Raw genomic sequence first — 17,866 nt, 5'->3', positions numbered from 1 at the left:
CCGGCACGGCAGGGGATGTGAGCAAGGCCACACTCGCGCCCCACGGTCGGTCCGGGCGTGGAGATTACGGGGGAGACACGACGGGAAATCCTTGCTGGAGCCGGAGACAGCAGCCCGGCCGGTCCACCCGAGGGGGGTTGCATGCGCACACAGCCGATCCGTGCCACGGAGGACGAGGACACGGCGGAGCGCACCCGAGGCGCCGTGTCCGACGGCGAGTTCTACGACATCTTCCGGGTCAGCTGCCCGGACTGCGGCCAGCCGATCGCCGTGCTGGCACACGAGGAGGAGCTTCCCCCGCACGCGCTGTGCCCGACGCCCTGGGATCCCTTCGGGCTGACGGTCTGCCAGGGGTCAGGACGCCGGGTGGCGGACGCGCCGCCGGCCGATGACGCGGGCCACACCCAGGAGGACGCCGCGGCGCTGTTGACACTGCCCGAGGGGCTGGACTGGCGGACGCAGCCGTTCTCGCACATCGGCGGCCCCAGCTCGCGTCCGATGGTGCGGATGGCGGCCCGTCAGGGCTGACCGCCCCACGGCGCCGCGGGCGCCGATCACCGATCACCGGTTCCCCCACCTCTCGCCCGAGCGGTTCCGCGCCGTCCGTGCGTTCCCATCCACCGCCCGCGCGGCGGTACTTCCCGCCCGGTACGGGGTAACCAGCCCTGTCCGGAGCGGAGTCGGGCCGGTGGGGTGGGGTGGCGGGGATCCGTTCCGCCACCGGCCGGGGACGCGGACGCGGCCCGCCGGGCACCCCGGCGGACTCCAACCCGCCCCGTCCGACACCGTTTCGTCTTCACGAGCCCGGGCGACGGCCCAGCACCGACGCGGCCCAACGCCCCCGCGTACCGGGCGCGTTGGGCACCCGGGGGCGCGGTACGCCGGGGTGGTGGGGCTGGACGGGGGCGTCTCCCCCGCCCGTCCGGGTGCCCGGGTGATATTCGCTTGCCGACGCCGCGGGGAGGGCGCAGGCTCCCGCCATGGCGAGGATCGGTGTGGTCGGACTGCGGCGGGGGCGTGAACTGGCCCGCTGGTGTGCCCGGTTGGGGCTGGAGGTGGCCGCGCTCTGCGAGCGCGACGCGGAGGTGCTGGCGTCCGCGGCGGCGGAGTTCCCCGGCGCGTGGACGGCCCGTGACTGGCCGGAGCTGCTCGACCGGCCGCTGGACGGTGTGGTGCTGGCCCATGACTTCGACGCGCACGCCGAGCCGTCCGTCGCCTTCCTGGAGCGCGGAGTTCACGTGCTCGCGGAGTGCGCGGCGTGCGGGACGGAGGAGGAGGGGCGGGCACTGGTCGAGGCGGCCGAGCGCGGCCCGGCGCGGTACTCCTTCGCGGAGAACTACGTGCTGCATCCGCACGTCCGGTTGCTCGCGGAGTCCCTGGGCGGCGGCGAGATCGGCGAGGTGACCCTGATCGAGGCCGACTACCTGCACGGGCTGTCCCCGGAGCGGGAGGCGGCGCTGGTGGGCGACCCGGGGCACTGGCGGGGGCGGATCGGCCCCACCGCGTACTGCACGCACACCCTGAGCCCGGTGCTCGACCTCACCGGCGCGTGGCCCGTCGAGGTGACCGCGCACCCGGTGCTGCCGGGGCCGAGGCCGGGGGCGACCGTGCTGGTCGTCCGGCTGTCGAGCGGCGCGCTGGCGGTGACCCGGCAGACCTTCCTCCAGGGCGAGCCGGACAGTCACTGGTCCTGGGTCTCGGTGCGCGGCACCCGGGGGCTCGCGGAGTCGGCGCGTGCCCCGGGGGACGAGGCGTGGGTGGTGCGCGTCCGGCGGGAGCCGTGGGCGAACGGCGGGACGGTCCGGGACGTCCGCCGGGACCCACCCCGGCTGCGGCGGGGTGGCCGTCTGGTCGAGCGGGCGGAGGAGGGCACGGCCCTGGTGGTTGAGGCGTTCCGGGACACCCTGCTGGAGGGGGCACCGCCCCGGGTGGGGGTACGCCAGGCGGTGGCGGCCTCGCTGGTGGGGGTGGCGGGCGGCCGGTCGCTGGAGCGGGGTTCGGTGCCCGTGCCCGTCCCGGACGTGGCGGCCTGGACGGCCGGGTAGCGAGCCGCGCCGCCGTCACCCGGTCCGCCGCCCCCTGCGGGCCAGCGCGAGGGTGCGCTGGGCTCCGGCCACCACCGCCGGGTCGACGAAGCGGCCGTCGGGCAGCGCCAGCGCGCCCGCCTCGGTCAGGGCCGCCGTGACGATCTCCTCCGCCCGTCCGACCTCCTCCGGGCTCGGCAGGAACGCCCGCTCGATCACGGGGAGTTGACGGGGGTGGATGGCGGTGCGGCCCAGGAAGCCGAGGGCCCGGCCAGCGGCGCAGGACGCGGCCAGCCCGGTGAGATCGCGTACGTCGGTGAAGACCGACTGCGGGGGCGGGGCCAGTTCGGCGGCGCGGGCGGCCACGACGGCGCGGCTGCGCGGCCAGTCGAGCCCCGCGTCGTCGGTGACCCCGATATCGGCCCGCAGGTCGGCCTCGCCCAGCGCGATGCCGCACACCGCGGGGTGGGCGGTGGCGATGGCGAACGCGGCCTCGATACCGCGGGCCGACTCCAGCAGCGGGTAGAGCGGCGGGACGACGGACGACCGGGCGCCCCGCGCCCGCTCGGCCACCCACCGGACGTCCGCCGGGCCGCCGACCTTGGGCAGCCGGAGCCCGCCCAGGCCGGGCAGTGCCGCCAGGACGTCCACCTCGCGTTCGGCGCGCGGCCCGCCGGAGGCGCTGAGCCGGACGTGCGGCGGACCGGCCGGGGCGGTGGCGTCGGAGGTGGAGAGCAGTTCCGCGGTGGCGTCCAGCGCGTAGTCCTTACGGTCCGGGGCGACGCCGTCCTCCAGGTCGATCAGGACCACGTCGGCGCCGGAGGTCAGCGCCTTGGCGACCACCGCCGGGCGGTCGCCCGGCACGTAGAGCCAGGTCAGCCAGGCCGAGCGGAGTCCACCGAGCGCCTCCGGCGGCGGGGCGTGCGGTGGGGTGCCGTGCGTTCGGGAGCCGTGCGGTCCGGAGCGGCGCGGGGCGCGGGCGCTCACAGGGCGCCCTCCGCGCGCAGGGTCTCGATCTCCGCCTCGGTGAGCCCCAGTTCGGCCAGGATGCCGTCGGTGTCGGCGCCGTGTGGGCGTCCCGCCCAGCGGATCGCGCCGGGCGTCCCGGAGAGCCGGAAGAGGACGTTCTGCATGCGCAGCGGCCCGAGTTCCGGGTCGTCCACGGTGGTGACCGTGTCCAGCGCCCGGTACTGCGGGTCCTCCAGCACGTCCCGTACGTCGTAGATCGGCGCGACCGCGGCCTGCGCCTCCTCGAAGGCGGCGAGGACGGTGGCGCGGTCGTGGCGGGCGATCCAGGAGCCGACCGCCTCGTCGAGTTCGGCGGCGTGCTCCGCCCGGCCGGCTCCGGTGGCGAACCAGGGCTCGTCGATCAGCTCCGGGCGCCCGACCAGGCGCAGCACGCGCTCGGCGATGGACTGGGCGGAGGTGGAGACCGCGACCCAGCCGTCGTCCGCGGTGCGGTAGGTGTTGCGGGGCGCGTTGTTGGTGGAGCGGTTGCCCGTCCGGGGCTGGACGTAGCCGAGTTGGTCGTACCAGAGCGGCTGGGGGCCGAGGACGGTGAGCAGCGGCTCGATGATGGCCATGTCCACGATCTGGCCGCTGCCGGTGCGGTCGCGCCCGGAGAGGGCGGTGAGCACCGCGTACGCGGTGGCCAGCGCCGTGACGGAGTCGGCCAGTCCGAACGGGGGCAGGGTGGGCGGCCCTTCGGGTTCGCCGGTGATCGCGGCGAAGCCGCTCATCGCCTCCGCGAGGGTGCCGAAGCCCGGGCGGTGGGCGTACGGGCCGTGCTGCCCGAACCCGGTGACCCGGGCGAGCACCAGGCGCGGGTTGGCGGCCGACAGCTCGTCCCAGCCGAGGTTCCACTTCTCCAGGGTGCCGGGGCGGAAGTTCTCCACCACCACGTCCGACTCGGCCACGAGCCGGAGCAGTACCTCCCGGCCTCCCGGGCTGGACAGATCGAGGGTGAGGTTCCGCTTGTTCCGGCCGAGGAGCTTCCACCACAGGCCCACCCCGTCCTTGGCGGGTCCGTGGCCCCGCGAGGGGTCCGGCCTGCCGGGGTGCTCCACCTTGATCACTTCGGCGCCGAAGTCACCGAGCATGGTGGCCGCGAGCGGTCCGGCGAAGAGCGTGGCGAGGTCGAGGACGCGCAGGCCCTCCAGGGGGGCGGGCCGCGCGGCGGCGGTGTCGTTCATGCGCTGGCGTCTCTCTGCTGGTGCGGTGGTGCGGGGAGCGTGCGGGCAGGGTGCGGGGAGGCTGTGGGCAGGGATGTCAGCGGCCGTCGGCCAGTGCGTCGATCTCCGCGCGGGTGGGCATCGACGAGCTGGCGCCCGGCCGCTGGACGGCCAGCGCGGAGGCGGCGGCGGCCCAGGCCATCGCCTCGGGCACCGGTCGGCCCTCGCTGACGGCCACGCTGAGCGCGCCGACGAAGGTGTCACCGGCGGCCGTTGTGTCGACCGCGCGCACGGGCAGCGCGGGCACACGGACCGGCTCGGCGTCCCGCGCGACCCGGTAACTCCCCGCCTCGCCCAGGGTGATGACGACCTCCGGGACCTCCTTGAGCAGCGCCTCACCCGCCGCGCGCGGGTCGGAGAGCCCGGTGAGCGCCGCGGCCTCGTGCTCGTTGGGCACCAGCAGGTCGGTGACGGCGAGCAGTTCGGCGGGCAGCGGCCGCGCCGGTGCGGGGGTGAGCACGGTGCGCACCCCGTGTTCGCGGGCGGCCACGGCCCCGGCCAGCACGCCCTCCAGGGGCAGTTCGAGCTGGAGGAGGAGGGCGTCGCACCGGGCGATCCGCTCCTCGTCCCCCTCGGCGAGCCCGGTGACCCCGCCGTTGGCGCCGGGGACGACGACGATGGAGTTGCCGCCCTCCGCGTCGACCACGATGTGGGCCGTGCCGCTCGGCCCGGGCAGCGTCCGCAGTCCGGTGACGTCCACGCCGTCCGCCGCGAGCCCGGCGCGCAGCCGCCGCCCGAACTCGTCGTCCCCGACCGCGCCGACCATCGTGACCGCGCCGCCCGCCCGGGCCGCGGCGGTGGCCTGGTTGGCGCCCTTGCCGCCGGGGATGGTGCGGAAGTCGTGGCCGTGCACCGTCTCCCCGCGCAGGGGGGCGGTCCGCACCCCCACGACCAGGTCCATGTTGGTGCTGCCGAGGACGGCGATGCTCATGCGGTGGCCTCCTGAGATGTTGCTGCGGTTGCTGCGGGTTCCGGTGCCGTCGTGGGCGCGGTGGTCCCGGCGGACGGGGGCGGGGCGGCGTGGGCGGCGGTGCGGGCGGCGAGCGCGGCGAAGCTGACGCCGTCGAACCCAGCGACGCTGGTGCGGAGCCGGTCGTGGAGGGGGTCCGTCCAGTGCCGGGGCAGCGCCCCGGGCGAACCGGCCAGCGCGCCGGTCAGGGAGCCCGCGGTCGCGCCGTTCGAGTCGGTGTCCCAGCCGCCGGACACCACCCGGCAGACGCTGCCGGAGAAGTCGCCGCCCGCGTGGGTCAGCGCGGCGGCCAGCAGCGCGGCGTTGGGCAGCACGTGCACCCAGTGGTGCCCGGCGTAGGTGGCGTGCAGCTGGTCGACGACGGTGGCGAACCCCTCGGCGCCGCCGGTGGGTTCGGCCCGGGCCAGCTCCACGCCGTGACGCACCGCGTGGGCCAGCCGGGAGCGGGCGGGGACGACGGAGAGCCCGGCGCGCAGACAGCTCTCGACGTCCGCGCCGCCGCCCGCCGCCTCGGCGAGGGCGGCGGCGGCGAACATCGCGCCGTAGACGCCGTTCCCGGTGTGGGTGAGCGTCGCGTCCCGCCAGGCCGCGGTGGCGGCGGCGGCCGGGTCGCCGGGGTGGGTCCAGCCGTGGACGTCGGCGCGGATCTGGGCGCCGATCCACTCCCGGAAGGGGTTGCGGTACCGCGCGGTGTGCGGGGGCTCGATCCCGTCCAGCAGGTTGCGGTAGGCGATCCGCTCGGCGGTGAAGACCCGGCCCGCCGGGAGTTCGTCCAGCCAGAGCCGCGCCACGTCGGCGGTGCCGAAGCCGTGTCCGTGGCGGTCGAGCAGCAGCAGGGCGAGGAGCGGGAAGTTGAGGTCGTCGTCCTCCGGCGCCCCGTCGATGTTCTCGGCGAGCGAGGTGGCGCGGGAGCGGCGGTTCCAGGGGTGGGCGGCGGCCACCGCCGGGTCGAGGCCGCGTTCGGTGAACCAGGTACGCAGCGGCCAGTTGCCGGTGGAGCGGGCGATGGCCCGGATGCCGTCGAGTGGCAGCTTCTCGACCGGTTTACCGAGAACGCAGCCCACGGCCCGGCCCAGCCAGGCGGCGTGCAGCCGCCGCTCCAGCGCGGGGTCGCCGGAGGTCGTGGGGCCGCCCCCCGGCGGCCCCACGACCTCGGCCCGGGGCCCGGGCCAGTCGGGGCAGGCGGCGCGGACGGCGTCCAGCTCGGTGGGTTCGTCCTTGGCCAACGGGCTGGGCAGCGTGGCGAGTTCGTCGAGGAGCCGGGCGGCGAGGGCGCGCAGCGCGGGGTCGGCCGGCCCGGGTGAGGCGCCCGCGCGCTCCGGTGCCGGGAGGCCCCCGGCGGCCCGCCAGCGCTGGGCGACGGGGGTGGCGTCCCGGCCGTCCTGGGCGGCCTGGCGCAGCTCGTGGCCGACCAGGTCCTCGGGCTGTGCCCAGGTCAGGCGGACCGGGGCGGTCACCGGGCGGCTCCGCTCAGCGCGGCGAACGCGGTCTCGTGCGCGCGGCGGCGTCGCGCGTCGCGCTCGAACACCTCGCGGGCGACGGCGCTGAGGCGCTCCGCGGGGCCGCGCAGGTCCAGCCTGCTCGCCCGGGCGACCTCGGTGCTCCACTCCTCGGGGACCGTGTCCGCGCCGTACAGCGCCCCGGCGAGGGCGCCGCCCATGGTGGCGATGGAGTCGCAGTCCCGCCCGTAGTTGACGGCGCCGAGCACGGTGTGCCGGTAGTCGCCGCCGCCCACCAGCAGCATCCCGAGCGCCACCGGCAGCTCCTCGATGGAGTGCAGCCGGGAGGGGCGCCGGGCGCCCAGCGAGGGGCTGCGGTACTCGGGGCCGACGGTGTCGAACGGGGCGACGGCGGCTCGCAGCGGCGCCAGCGCCTCCTCGAAGTCGTCGTACCGCACGGCCTCCTCGCAGACCGCCTCGATCGCGGCGCGCGTCCCGTCCTTGGCCAGCCGCAGGGCCTCCTCGACCACCGAGCGCGGGGTGGCGCCGGGGACGAAGGCGGCGGCCACGGCGGCGGCGAACACCCCGGCGGCCTCCCGCCCGTACGAGGACTGGTGCGCGCCCGCCACGTCCAGCGCCTCGGCGTAGGCGGCGTCCGGCGCGCAGGCGTTGACCACCCCGACGGGCGCCATGTACATCGCGGCACCGCAGTTGACGATGTTGCCGACGCCCGCCTCCCGGGGGTCGACGTGACCGTAGTGGATCCGGGCCACTATCCACTTCTCCGCGAGGAAGATCCGCTGCAACGGGAGGGCCTCCGCCTCCAGTTCGGGAATCCAGCGGGGGGTGCCGATCAGGTCGGGCACCAGGTGGTCGGCGACCGCGTAGGCGTCGAGGTGGTCGCGGACCCTCTCGTACACCCGGATCAGCGCGTGCGTCATCAGGGTGTCGTCCGTGACGTGCCCGTCGCCCTTGTGGTACGGGGCGATGGGACGGGCGGTGCGCCAGTCCTCCCGGTGGAACGGCTCGACGATGCCGCGGACCCGGCCGCCGTGCCGCTCCGCGATGGCCTCGGGGCTCCAGCCCTCGACCGGGCCGCCGAGGGCGTCCCCGACAGCGGCGCCGACCAGGCATCCGGCCGCGCGGTCGGTGAGCGAGGGGGTGGCTGTCACGGTGGTCATGCGAGGGGTCCTTCCGCCGAGGGGGTGGGCAGCTGGTTGTCGACGAGGTGGGCGGCGAGTTCGACGAGGTCGACCCCCGCGAGCGGGGGCAGCGCGCAGCCGGAGAGGGTGCGGCAGGCGTCCCGCCAGCTGGCGGGCAGCGGCCGCGCGCCGCCGAGGGCGCCGGTCAGCGCGCCGGTGAGGGCGGGCGCCGAGTCCGCCACCCGGGAGAGGCAGGCCGCGGCGGGCACCGCCTCGCCGATGGTCCCGGCCGAGGCGAGGGCGAGGGCGAGGGCCACCGGCACGGTCTCGGCGGCGGCGATGCCGTAGCTGTAGACGTGGTCGACGATCTCGTGTTCGAGCACCGGGACCAGCGCGAACGCGGTGCCGGGCCGCCCCGGTCCGGGAGCCACGGCGGCCCGGGCGAGCCGCACCGCGTGCAGGGCGTTCCGGCGGATCTCGGTGCCCTCCGGCAGCTGGGCGAGGGCGGCCTCCACGCAGGCGCCGGCCGGACCCGCGGCCAGCGCGACGGAGACGGCGGCCGCCATGGCGCGGGCGCCGTGCACGCCGTCGTCGTCCTGGGTGTAGCGGGCGTCGAACTCGGCGAGCGCGGCGGCCGCCTCCGGAGCCCCCGGGTGGACCACGGCCAGCACGGCGGCGCGCACGCAGGCGGCGTCGTCGAAGTAGTGCGGGTTGTCGTGGCCGGTCGCCGGGGGGCGCAGCCCGGCGGCCAGGTTGCCCAGACCGGCGCGGACCGAGATGCGGGCGCGCAGCGGTATCTCGGCCGACTCGATCTCGTCGGCGCGGGCGGCCGCCGCGGCGACCTCGTCGGCCAGCGCGTTCCAGGAGAGCGTCAGCGCGGACCGCACCCGCTGGTCGGGGCTGAGGTCGGTGTCCCGCCCGCTGCCCGCCGACAGCACGGCGCGGGCGGTGAGCGCGGCCCACTCCGCGTCGTCCGAGGGGCCCAGCCGCAGCGGCTCGGGCGGCTGGTTGAGCGCGATGGGCACGGGCAGCGTGGTGGTGGCGTTCTGCTCGGCGAAGGTGTCGAGTTCGCGGGTGAGACGCCGGGTCCAGTCGGGCATCCGGGCCGCCCGGTGCCGTCCGGAGGGCCAGCCCGCCGCGTCTCCGGCGGCGATGCCGAGCAGCAGCCCCTCCACGCGGAGCGGGTCGCCGCTCTCCGGGGCCCGGGCGGGCGCGGTCTGGGCGGCGGCGTTCACGAGGCGGCCCGTTCGTCGTCGGGCAGCAGCCGGTCCGCGACGTTCAGGATGTGACGTCCCGCCATCGAGGGCAGGCAGCTGCCGCGCACCGGGCCGATGGCGGCGGCCCAGTCGGCGGGGATGGCCCGCTCGCCCCGGAGCGCCCCGGCCAGCGCCCCGGCGACGGCGGCGGTGGTGTCCGCGTCCCGCCCCATGTTGACGGCGGTCAGCACGGCGTCGGCGAAGTCGCCGCCCGCCGCGGTGAAGGCGCCGAAGGCCAGCCCGACGGCCTCGGGGGCGAGGTCGGTCCAGGGGTATCCACCGATCACGACGGAGGTGCGCACCGCCCGCTCGACGCTGAGCCGGTTGGCGCCGGGCGCCACCCGGGCGCGGCGCGCCACGGACACCGCGCGCTGGAGCGAGCGGGAGGTCCAGGAGTCCTCGGGGATCACCGACAGCGCCGCCTGGACGACCGCCTCCGGGCCCTCCGCGACCATACCGGCGGCCACCCCGGCGGCGACGGCCCGGCCGCCGAAGATGCCCTCGCCGTCGTGGCTGACGGTGCCGTCGATGGCGACCAGCCGGGCGGCCTCGGCGGGGCGCCCGGCGGCGAACACCCCGAAGGGGGCGGCGCGCATGGCCAGGCCGTCGCTCCAGGAGTGCCGGTGCTGCGCGGAGATCGGCGCCGCGAGTCCTCTGCGCAGGTTCTCCAGGGTGCCGCGCTCGCTGAACCCGGCGCCGCGGAACGGGCCTTCGTCGAGGTCGGCGATCCACTGGTGCCACGCCGCCTCGACGTGCTCGACGCTCAGCGCGGAGCCGTGGTCGGCCAGCAGCAGCCCGGAGAAGACGGCGTACTCGGTGTCGTCGGTACCCGCCGGGGACTCGCTGACGAAGCCCTCGATGCGCCCCCAGCGCTCGCGGATCTGGGAGGGCTTCAGGTTCTCGGCGGGCGCGCCGAGCGCGTCCCCGACGGCGAGCCCGAGCATCGCGCCCCGCGCCCGAACGCGCGGGGTGAGTGCGGCCGGGGATGGTTCCTCGGAAACGGGGTGGAGCCGGGTGCCGGTGACTCGGGTGCCGGGCGGCGCGGCGCGGGGCCGCGGCTCGGCGGGGTACGCGGGGTACGTGGCGCTCATGGTTCCGATCGTGCTCTCTCCTCGGTGGGACCGCCTGTCAGCGCTGGTATCTGTTGAGGACCCGGTTGCCGTCGCCGACCAGCGCGGAGCGCAGCGCCGCGAGGTCGATGTCCCCGCGGTAGTACCGCTGGAAGGCGGGGGTGGCGATCTTGTCCGACCACTCCGGGTAGCCGCGGACGCCCAGCACCGGAGCGGGCCGCAGCTTCCGGGCGAGGTCCGCCCCGGTCTTCCAGCCGTGCTTGCGGGTGTTGAGCGCGGGGTCGCGAAGCGCCTCGGTGCCGGTGGGCAGTATCCAGTCGCCCTTGGCCAGTTCGGCCAGGTGGTCGGGGCGGGACAGGTAGGCGACGAAGTCGGCGGCGGCCTGCTTGTGGTCGCTGTCCTCGGCCACCGACAGGGTCTGCGGGCTGACGCCCTGCGCGAGCCCGTCGGGGCCCTCGCCCGCGGGCATCGGCAGCACGCTCCACTCGAAGCCGTCCGGGGCCTGCTGGAGGACCTGCTGCCGGAAGGAGAAGTTCAGCGGCACCATCGCGTAGCGGCCGGCGAAGAAGCCGGGCAGGGTGTCCGACCCCTGCATGCCGAGGCTGCTGCGGGGCGCCGAACGGTCCTTGTTGACCTGCCGGTTGATGGTCTCGGCCACGGCGGACTCGCGGGGGCCGTAGCGGACGCGGTTCTTGGGGCCGTCGTCGGTCCGCTCCCGGCCGATGATCTCGCCCCCGGTGGAGCGGGACAGGTTGACGGACTGGCTGACCGGCTCGCTCATCCCCCAGGCCACGCCGTACCGGTCGGTGCGGCCGTCGCCGTTCCGGTCGGCGGTGAGCTTCCTGGCGACGCCCTCGAACTCGCGCCAGGTCCAGGGCTCGCGCACGGTGGGCACGCGGACCCCGGAGGATCTCAGCAGCTTGGTGTTGGCGATCAGCACTCGGGGTTCGTGCAGGATCGGCACGCCCCAGACGCCGCCCTGGTAGGTCGTGGTGGACCAGGACTCCTTCGGGATCCCGTCGCGCAGCCGCTTCGGCAGCAGGTCGCTGAGGTCCGCGAGGTAGCCGCCGTGGGCGAAGTCCGTGAGGTCGTCGGCGGCGTCGTGGATGATGTCCGGCGCCTCGCCGCCCTCGAAGGAGGTCAGCAGCTGGTCATGGACGTTGTCCCAACTGCCCTGGACGTAGCGGATCTTCACCTTGGAGTGACTGTCGTTCCACCGCTTGACGAGCGCCTTGTTGGTCGCGACGGACTCCTTCTGCCAGGCGAGGCTGAGGTAGTCGAGGGTGATCGTGCCGTCCCGGTCGCGGCCGTCCCCGCCGCCGCAGGCGGCGAGCAGGCCGAGCCCGAGGACGGCGGCGAGCGCGGTCCGCGTCGGACGGGCGGCGCGGCGCGGGGTGCGGGGCGGGGTGCGGAGGGTCATCCCTTCACCGCCCCGGCGAGCATCCCGTTGACCAGTCTGCGCTGGAGCAGGGCGAAGAAGACCAGGCTGGGCAGGGTGGCGAGGACGGAGGCCGCCGCGAGGGGGCCGAGGTCGGCGGCGCCCTCATCGCCGATGAAGTGCGTGAGGATCACGGACATCGTCTGGTTCTCCGGGGACTTGAGCAGGACCAGGGCGAAGAAGAACTCGTTCCAGGCGGTGACGAAGGAGAACATCAGCGTCGCCACCAGTCCCGGGGTGAGCAGCGGGAAGACCACGCTGACCAGGGTGCGCAGCCGTCCGGCGCCGTCCACCGCCGCCGCCTCCTCCAGGGAGTACGGCACCGCCTTCACGTACCCCTGGAGCATCCAGAGCGAGAAGGGCAGGTTCCACACCACGTACACGGCGGTCAGCCCGGCCAGCGAGTTGATCAGGTGGAGGTTCTTGAGCACCATGAACAGCGGGATGATGACCAGCACGAACGGGAACATCTGGCTGACCAGGATCCAGCCGGTGGCCGCGGTCGTCACCCGGGAGCGGTAGCGCACCATGGCGTAGGCCGCGGGCACCGCCAGCGTCACCGCGATCAGCGCCGCGCTCCCCGCGACGAGCAGGCTGTTCAGCGCGGAGCCGAGCAGCGGCTGGGCGTCGAAGGCCGCGCGGAAGTTGTCCAGCCCGGGCTCGCGGGGGATCCAGGTCGGGTCGACGGAACCCAGTTCCCGGGGGGACTTGAAGGCCGTCGAGACCAGCCACACCAGGGGGAAGGCGAGGAAGACCAGGTAGCACAGGAGCGCGAGGTACTGCCCGGCCCGGCCGGTGGCGCGCCGCGCGCGCACCGCGGTGACGCCGTTCATGCCGCCTCCTCCTTGAGTCGCTTGCGCAGGAACAGGGTGAGGAAGACGGCGATCACCGCGATCATCGCGAGGCCCATCGCCGCGGCGTAGCCGAACTGGCCGTAGCGGAAGGCCTCCTCATAGGCGTAGAGCATCGGGAGGCGGGTCTCGCCGCCGGGGCCGCCGTTGGTGAGGACGTAGACCAGACCGAACGAGTTGAAGTTCCAGATGAAGTTGAGCGCCGTGATCGCCACGACCACCGGGGCGATGGCGGGCCAGGTGACCGCCCGGAAGCGGCGCCAGACCCCGGCGCCGTCCAGTTGGGCGGCCTCCCGCAGCTCCAGCGGCACGTTCTGTAGACCGGCCAGCAGCACCACGGTGGTCTGCGGCATCCCGGCCCACACCCCGACGAGGATCACCGCGGGGAGCGCGAGGGAGAGGTTCGTCAGCCAGTCGACGTTCTCCCCGATGAGCCCGAGGTCGGTGAGCGTCTTGTTGAGGATGCCCGCGTCCTGGTGGTAGACGAGCCGCCAGATGATGCCGATCACCACCTCCGGCATGGCCCAGGGGACCAGCGCGAGCGTCCGGGCGAGCCAGCGGAAGCGCAGGTTCTGGTTGAGCAGCAGCGCCAGGCCGAGGGCCAGCAGGAACTGGAGCGCGGTGACGGAGACCGCCCAGACCAGGCCGATCCGGAAGGACTCCCAGAACAGCGAGTCGTACCGCAGGTCGACGAAGTTGTCGGCGCCGATGACCTGCGTCGGGCTGGTCCGCCCGGTCTGCGCGTCGGTGAACGCCAGCGAGACGCCGTACAGCAGCGGGCCGACGCTGAGTACCAGGATCGGGATCAGCGCGGGCAGCAACAGGAACCAGCCGCCGCCGTCGAGCCCGAGCGCGGCCTTGCGCTGCCGGGGGGTGCGGGGCGGCGGCGTGCCGCGCCCGCGGGAGGTGGGGGCCGCGCGGCGTCCGGTGGTGGAGGCGCGGGTGGCCGGGGCGCTCATGCCGCCGTCACCTCCCGGCCGCCGGTCGTGGAGGCGCGGACCACCAGCCGGGGCGGCACCGTCACCCGCCGGGGCGGCAGTTCCTCCCGGGACGGCCCGCCCTCCGTGGCGAGCCGGTCGAGCAGCATCCCGGCGGCCAGTCCCCCGCGGCGGGCCGAGCCGAGGTCGACGCTGGTGAGCGGGGGCCAGGCGGCCCGGGCCAGCGAGGTGTCGTCCATCCCGGCGACGGCGATGTCGCGCGGTATTCGGACGTCCCGGGCGTGCAGCGACCGGGCCGCGCCCAGGGCCAGTTGGTCGTTGGCGCAGAAGAAGGCGTCGATGTCGGGCCGGGCGTCGAGCAGATCTCCCGCGGCGCGGGCCCCTTCGTCCACCCCGAACGCGGTGGTGGTCTCCAGCGCGGCGTCGTACGCGAGGCCGAGTTCGGCGAGCGCGGAGCGGTATCCGGCGGACCGGTTGCGGCCGGGCACCGTGTCCGGCGGGCCGTTGACGAAGGCGATCCGCCGCCTGCCCTCCTCGGCCAGGTGCCGCACCGCCAGCCCGGCGCCGGTCACCGAGTCGGCCCGTACGCAGTCCACCGGCGCCCCGTCGGGCGGGGAGCCGATCACGACGACGGGTCCGGCCGCCGCCGCCAGCGCCTCGGTGTGCTCCGGGGCGACGCGGATGGGGCAGAGGATCAGCCCGTCGCTGGTGCGGTCGGCGAGGCTGCGCACCACGGCGATCTCGTCGTCCACGACGGCGTCGGTGGAGTGCAGCAGCAGCCGGTAGCCAGCGGCCTTGGTGACGGCCTGGATCTCGCGCACCATGGCCACGTAGACCGGGTTGCCGATATCCGGCATCGCGAAGGTCAACTGGCGGGTGTGGCCTCCCTTGAGGGATCGCGCCACGGCGTTCGGCACGTAGCCGAGTTCGGCCGCGGCGGCGCGCACCCGCGCCTCGGTCTCGGGCCGTACCACCTGCCCGTTGAGCACCCGGGAGACGGAGGCGATGGAGACACCCGCGCGTTCCGCTATCGACACGATGGTGGGTGACCCGTTCGCCATCGCCACACTCGCCCCCTCGATGTCGGCATCTGTTGATGCGGGACTGACAGAACCTGAACGTGCCCGGGCGGCCGGGCCGTTGACGAACCCGCCGGGCCCGGGGGCCGGAGGGGCCGCCGGGACGGCGGAGCACCGGAGCGCTTCCCCGGCGGCGTGGTGAAAAGGTTTACAGCCGCTGGAAACGTTTACAGATACTGCGCTGAAGCGGCGTCCCCGTCAATGGCCGATACGTGCTGTGACGGACGTCTCCTCGATCCGGAAGCCAGGCCCCGGCGGCGGGCGTTGACCCGGCCACCCGCCAGGTCCACCGGCACACCACCGGCCGGGCACCGGCCCCCGCGCCCGGCGCGCGGAACGCCGATCGGCCCGTACCGCACCCCGGGGAGCGCGAACGGGCCGATACGAACGCCGGGGCGCCTGGGGCGCCGGGCCACCGGGCGGCCGGATGGTCCGTCAGCCGGACTGGCGGCGGGAGTGGGCCGCGGGGAGCGGGGGACGCCGGGAACCGCCCGTGGTCCCCCGCTCGGTCAGCGGCTCTCCGGGCCCAGCAGGTGCCGGGCGATGACCACGCGCTGGATCTGGTTGGTGCCCTCGACGATCTGGAGCACCTTGGCGTCCCGCAGGTACCGCTCGGCCGGGAAGTCGGCGGTGTAGCCGTACCCGCCCAGCACCTGCACGGCGTCGGTGGTGACCCGCATCGCGGCGTCGGTGCAGAACAGCTTCGCGGCGGCGGCCTGCCGCCCGAAGGGCCGGCCCGCGTCCCGGCGGCGCGCCGCGGCGAGGTAGAGCGCGCGGCCCGCCTCGACCTGGGTGCACATGTCGGCCAGCAGGAAGCGCAGCCCCTGGAAGTCGGCGACGGGACGCCCGAACTGCTCGCGTCCGGTGGCGTACCGGGCGGCCTCGTCCAGCGCGGCCTGGGCCACGCCGATGGCGCAGGCCGCGATCCCCAGGCGGCCCGAGTCGAGCGCGGCCAGCGCGATACCGAAGCCCTCACCCTCCGCGCCGATCCGCGCGGTGTCCGGCACCCGGACCCCGTCCAGGTGAACCTGGGCAGTGGGCGATCCGTTGAGGCCCATCTTGCGCTCGGGCGGCGCGGCGCTCAGCCCCTCGGCGTCCCCCGGCACCAGGAAGGCGGTGATGCCGCGCGGCCCCGCCTCGCCCGTCCTCGCGAGCACGGTGTAGAAGTCGGCCACCCCGGCGTGGGTGATCCACGCCTTGCTGCCGTTCAGCACCCAGCCGTCGCCGTCCCGCACCGCCCGGGTGCGCAGCGACGCCGCGTCGGACCCCGAGGACGGCTCGGAGAGACAGTAGGCGCCCAGCAGTTCACCGGTGAGCATCGCGCGTAGATGTTCCGCACGCTGCGTCTCGTCCCCGAAGTGCGCGAGCGCGTGACAGGCGAGCGAGTGGACGCTGACACCGAGCCCCACGGTGAGGCGGGCGGCGGCGAGTTCCTCCAGCACCTGGAGGTAGACCTCGTAGGGCTGGCCCCCGCCGCCGTACTCCTCCGGATAGGGGAGGCCGAGCAGACCGGAGCGGGAGAGCAGCGCGAAGACCTCGCGCGGGAACCGGGCGGCCGCCTCGTCCTCGGCCGCCGTCGGAGCGATCTCACGGCGGTTCATGTCCCGTACGAGGCCCAGGAGTTCGCGTGCCTCGTCGGTGGGGAGTTCGCGGTCGACCGGTTGTGGACCGTACTCGGACATGGTGGCGCTCCTCCTGTTGGACGGCGATGGCGGCGACCCGGGTGTGGGATGACCCGCCCCGCGAGGTGGCTCCGACCTGGCGGGGTCAGGGCGCACGCACCGCACGAACTCGGCCCCGCCCGGGTTGCGGTGGGGATGACCTGCGATGGGGACGAGTGGAGTATGCCCGATCACCGTGCTCGCGTCACGGCGCGGCGGCTGTGAGTTGGGACGCCCGGACCCGGGTCGGCGGGGCCGGGAAAACCGGAAACCCTATTGGTCCGAACCATTGACGGACTGGTCTAGTCCATCTAGATTTCCCGGAGTGGCCATGCGGGCGTGCCCATGACACCCACGCCGGTTCGCCCCGTGGCCGCACCGTTCACGCACCAGAGCCAGGCACGTTCCTCTCCCCCACACCCGTGAGGAGACCCATGCTCCGAAGGAACGGAAGACGATCACACGGCTGGCGCCGCTCGGTGGCCGCGCTCATCGGCGCCGCCTGCGCCGCCGTACTGGCCACCACACTGCTGGCCCCCAACGCGACGGCGGAGGCGCCCGGTTCGCCGTCCGCGAGCGCCGCCTCCGGCAAGGCCGCGGACCGGGTGGTGGGCTACTTCACCAACTGGGGTGTCTACGACCGCGATTACCACGTCAAGGACATCGAGACCTCGGGTTCGGCGGACAAGCTCACGCACATCAACTACGCCTTCGGCAACGTCCAGGGCGGCAAGTGCACCGTCGGCGACGGCTTCGCGGACTACGAGAAGACCTACACCGCCGAGGAGAGCGTCGACGGCGAGGCCGATACCTGGGACCAGCCGCTGCGCGGCAACTTCAACCAGCTGCTCAAGCTGAAGGAGAAGCACCCGGACCTCAAGGTCCTCTGGTCGTTCGGCGGCTGGACCTGGTCCGGCGGCTTCACCGAGGCGGCGAAGAACCCCGAGGCGTTCGCGGAGTCCTGCTACCAGCTGCTGAACGACGAGCGGTGGGCGGGCCTGTTCGACGGGATCGACCTCGACTGGGAGTACCCCAACGCCTGTGGGCTGACCTGTGACGAGAGCGGTCCCGACGCCCTCGCCAACGTGATGAGGGCGGTCCGCGCCAAGTTCGGGGACGACCAGCTGGTCACGGCCGCCATCACGGCGGACGCCTCGGACGGCGGGAAGATCGACGCCACCGACTACGCCTCGGCGGCGCAGTACGTCGACTGGTACATGCCGATGACGTACGACTACTTCGGCGCCTGGGACGCGCAGGGCCCGACGGCGCCGCACTCCCCGCTGTCCGCCTACGACGGCATACCGCAGGAGGGGTTCAACACCACAGACACGATCAGCAAGTTGAAGGCGCTGGACATCCCGTCCGACAAGCTGCTGCTCGGCCTCGGCTTCTACGGACGCGGCTGGACCGGCGTCTCCCAGGAGGAACCGGGCGGCACCGCCACCGGCGCGGCACCCGGCACCTACGAGGCGGGCATCGAGGACTACAAGAAGCTCAAGGAGTCCTGCCCCGCCACGGGCGAGGCGGGCGGCACCGCCTACGCGCACTGCGGCGACCAGTGGTGGAGCTACGACACCCCGAAGACGATCGGTGACAAGAGCGCGTGGGCCAGCGAACAGGGCCTGGGCGGCACGTTCTTCTGGGAACTCAGCGGCGACACCAGCAACGGCGAACTGATCAACTCCATCTCGTGACGGCGGTCTGAGACCACCCGTCACGCGGCGGGCCGAATTCCCGGTCGGCTCGTCGGCCCGGGGGCGGAGC

Annotated in this window: 15 protein-coding genes; 3 read left to right on the top strand and 12 right to left on the bottom strand. The window is 74.8% G+C overall.

Annotated features, from left to right (window positions below):
• Positions 1 to 141: 141 nt before the first annotated feature.
• Together E0L36_RS08905 and E0L36_RS08900 are read left to right on the top strand one after the other, a co-directional pair.
• On the top strand, positions 142 to 528 hold the full coding sequence (locus E0L36_RS08905; RefSeq protein ID WP_258015938.1) for a hypothetical protein: 387 nt from the start codon (positions 142 to 144) through the stop codon (positions 526 to 528).
• A gap of 452 nt (positions 529 to 980) precedes the next feature.
• Positions 981 to 2,045, top strand: a complete 1,065-nt coding sequence (locus tag E0L36_RS08900) for a Gfo/Idh/MocA family protein (RefSeq protein ID WP_180928272.1) — start codon at positions 981 to 983, stop codon at positions 2,043 to 2,045.
• A 15-nt stretch (positions 2,046 to 2,060) separates the two neighbouring features.
• Here E0L36_RS08900 and E0L36_RS08895 read toward each other — a convergent pair whose 3' ends face one another.
• The 12 genes from E0L36_RS08895 to E0L36_RS08840 all read right to left on the bottom strand — a co-directional run bounded on the left by E0L36_RS08895 (position 2,061) and on the right by E0L36_RS08840 (position 16,120).
• Positions 2,061 to 3,011 carry a CoA ester lyase gene (locus E0L36_RS08895; protein WP_374705496.1) on the bottom strand — a complete coding sequence of 317 codons (951 nt, stop codon included), beginning with the start codon at positions 3,009 to 3,011 and terminating at the stop codon, positions 2,061 to 2,063.
• Positions 3,008 to 4,216, bottom strand: a complete 1,209-nt coding sequence (locus E0L36_RS08890) for a CaiB/BaiF CoA-transferase family protein (RefSeq protein WP_180928271.1) — start codon at positions 4,214 to 4,216, stop codon at positions 3,008 to 3,010. The genes E0L36_RS08895 and E0L36_RS08890 overlap by 4 nt, the downstream gene beginning before the upstream one ends.
• 76 nt (positions 4,217 to 4,292) lie before the next feature.
• Positions 4,293 to 5,186 (bottom strand): ribokinase, encoded by an 894-nt coding sequence (rbsK, locus tag E0L36_RS08885; RefSeq protein ID WP_180928270.1) that lies wholly within the window; start codon positions 5,184 to 5,186, stop codon positions 4,293 to 4,295.
• Positions 5,183 to 6,682 (bottom strand): ADP-ribosylglycohydrolase family protein, encoded by a 1,500-nt coding sequence (locus tag E0L36_RS08880; RefSeq protein WP_180928269.1) that lies wholly within the window; start codon positions 6,680 to 6,682, stop codon positions 5,183 to 5,185. Before E0L36_RS08880 ends, rbsK begins: the two co-directional genes overlap by 4 nt.
• The gene (locus E0L36_RS08875) at positions 6,679 to 7,845 is read right to left on the bottom strand and encodes an ADP-ribosylglycohydrolase family protein (RefSeq protein ID WP_180928268.1); all 1,167 of its coding nucleotides are present in this window, start codon (positions 7,843 to 7,845) and stop codon (positions 6,679 to 6,681) included. Before E0L36_RS08875 ends, E0L36_RS08880 begins: the two co-directional genes overlap by 4 nt.
• Positions 7,842 to 9,041, bottom strand: coding sequence for an ADP-ribosylglycohydrolase family protein (locus E0L36_RS08870; protein WP_308416674.1), 1,200 nt, complete (start codon positions 9,039 to 9,041; stop codon positions 7,842 to 7,844). Before E0L36_RS08870 ends, E0L36_RS08875 begins: the two co-directional genes overlap by 4 nt.
• Complete coding sequence (locus tag E0L36_RS08865; RefSeq protein WP_180928267.1) at positions 9,038 to 10,153, bottom strand: ADP-ribosylglycohydrolase family protein; 1,116 nt, start codon at positions 10,151 to 10,153, stop codon at positions 9,038 to 9,040. Before E0L36_RS08865 ends, E0L36_RS08870 begins: the two co-directional genes overlap by 4 nt.
• 37 nt (positions 10,154 to 10,190) lie before the next feature.
• Positions 10,191 to 11,552, bottom strand: a complete 1,362-nt coding sequence (locus E0L36_RS08860) for an ABC transporter substrate-binding protein (RefSeq protein WP_180928266.1) — start codon at positions 11,550 to 11,552, stop codon at positions 10,191 to 10,193.
• Positions 11,549 to 12,403: a carbohydrate ABC transporter permease gene (locus E0L36_RS08855; RefSeq protein WP_180928265.1), complete on the bottom strand. Its 855-nt coding sequence runs from the start codon at positions 12,401 to 12,403 to the stop codon at positions 11,549 to 11,551. The genes E0L36_RS08860 and E0L36_RS08855 overlap by 4 nt, the downstream gene beginning before the upstream one ends.
• Complete coding sequence (locus E0L36_RS08850) at positions 12,400 to 13,380, bottom strand: carbohydrate ABC transporter permease (protein ID WP_180928264.1); 981 nt, start codon at positions 13,378 to 13,380, stop codon at positions 12,400 to 12,402. The genes E0L36_RS08855 and E0L36_RS08850 overlap by 4 nt, the downstream gene beginning before the upstream one ends.
• Positions 13,377 to 14,420 (bottom strand): LacI family DNA-binding transcriptional regulator, encoded by a 1,044-nt coding sequence (locus E0L36_RS08845; RefSeq protein WP_180928263.1) that lies wholly within the window; start codon positions 14,418 to 14,420, stop codon positions 13,377 to 13,379. The genes E0L36_RS08850 and E0L36_RS08845 overlap by 4 nt, the downstream gene beginning before the upstream one ends.
• A gap of 527 nt (positions 14,421 to 14,947) precedes the next feature.
• Positions 14,948 to 16,120, bottom strand: a complete 1,173-nt coding sequence (locus tag E0L36_RS08840; RefSeq protein WP_180928262.1) for an acyl-CoA dehydrogenase family protein — start codon at positions 16,118 to 16,120, stop codon at positions 14,948 to 14,950.
• A 413-nt stretch (positions 16,121 to 16,533) separates the two neighbouring features.
• Here E0L36_RS08840 and E0L36_RS08835 point away from each other — a divergent pair, with 413 nt between their 5' ends.
• A complete protein-coding gene (locus E0L36_RS08835) occupies positions 16,534 to 17,796 on the top strand; it encodes a glycoside hydrolase family 18 protein (protein ID WP_180928261.1) in 1,263 nt (420 codons plus the stop codon).
• Positions 17,797 to 17,866: the final 70 nt, after the last annotated feature.

Origin of the sequence: Streptomyces sp. AJS327, assembly GCF_013450295.1 — a bacterium.
GTDB lineage: Bacteria > Actinomycetota > Actinomycetes > Streptomycetales > Streptomycetaceae > Streptomyces.
The sequence above is the reverse complement of the archived record's forward strand: the minus strand, read 5'-3'. Positions and strand labels throughout refer to the sequence as shown.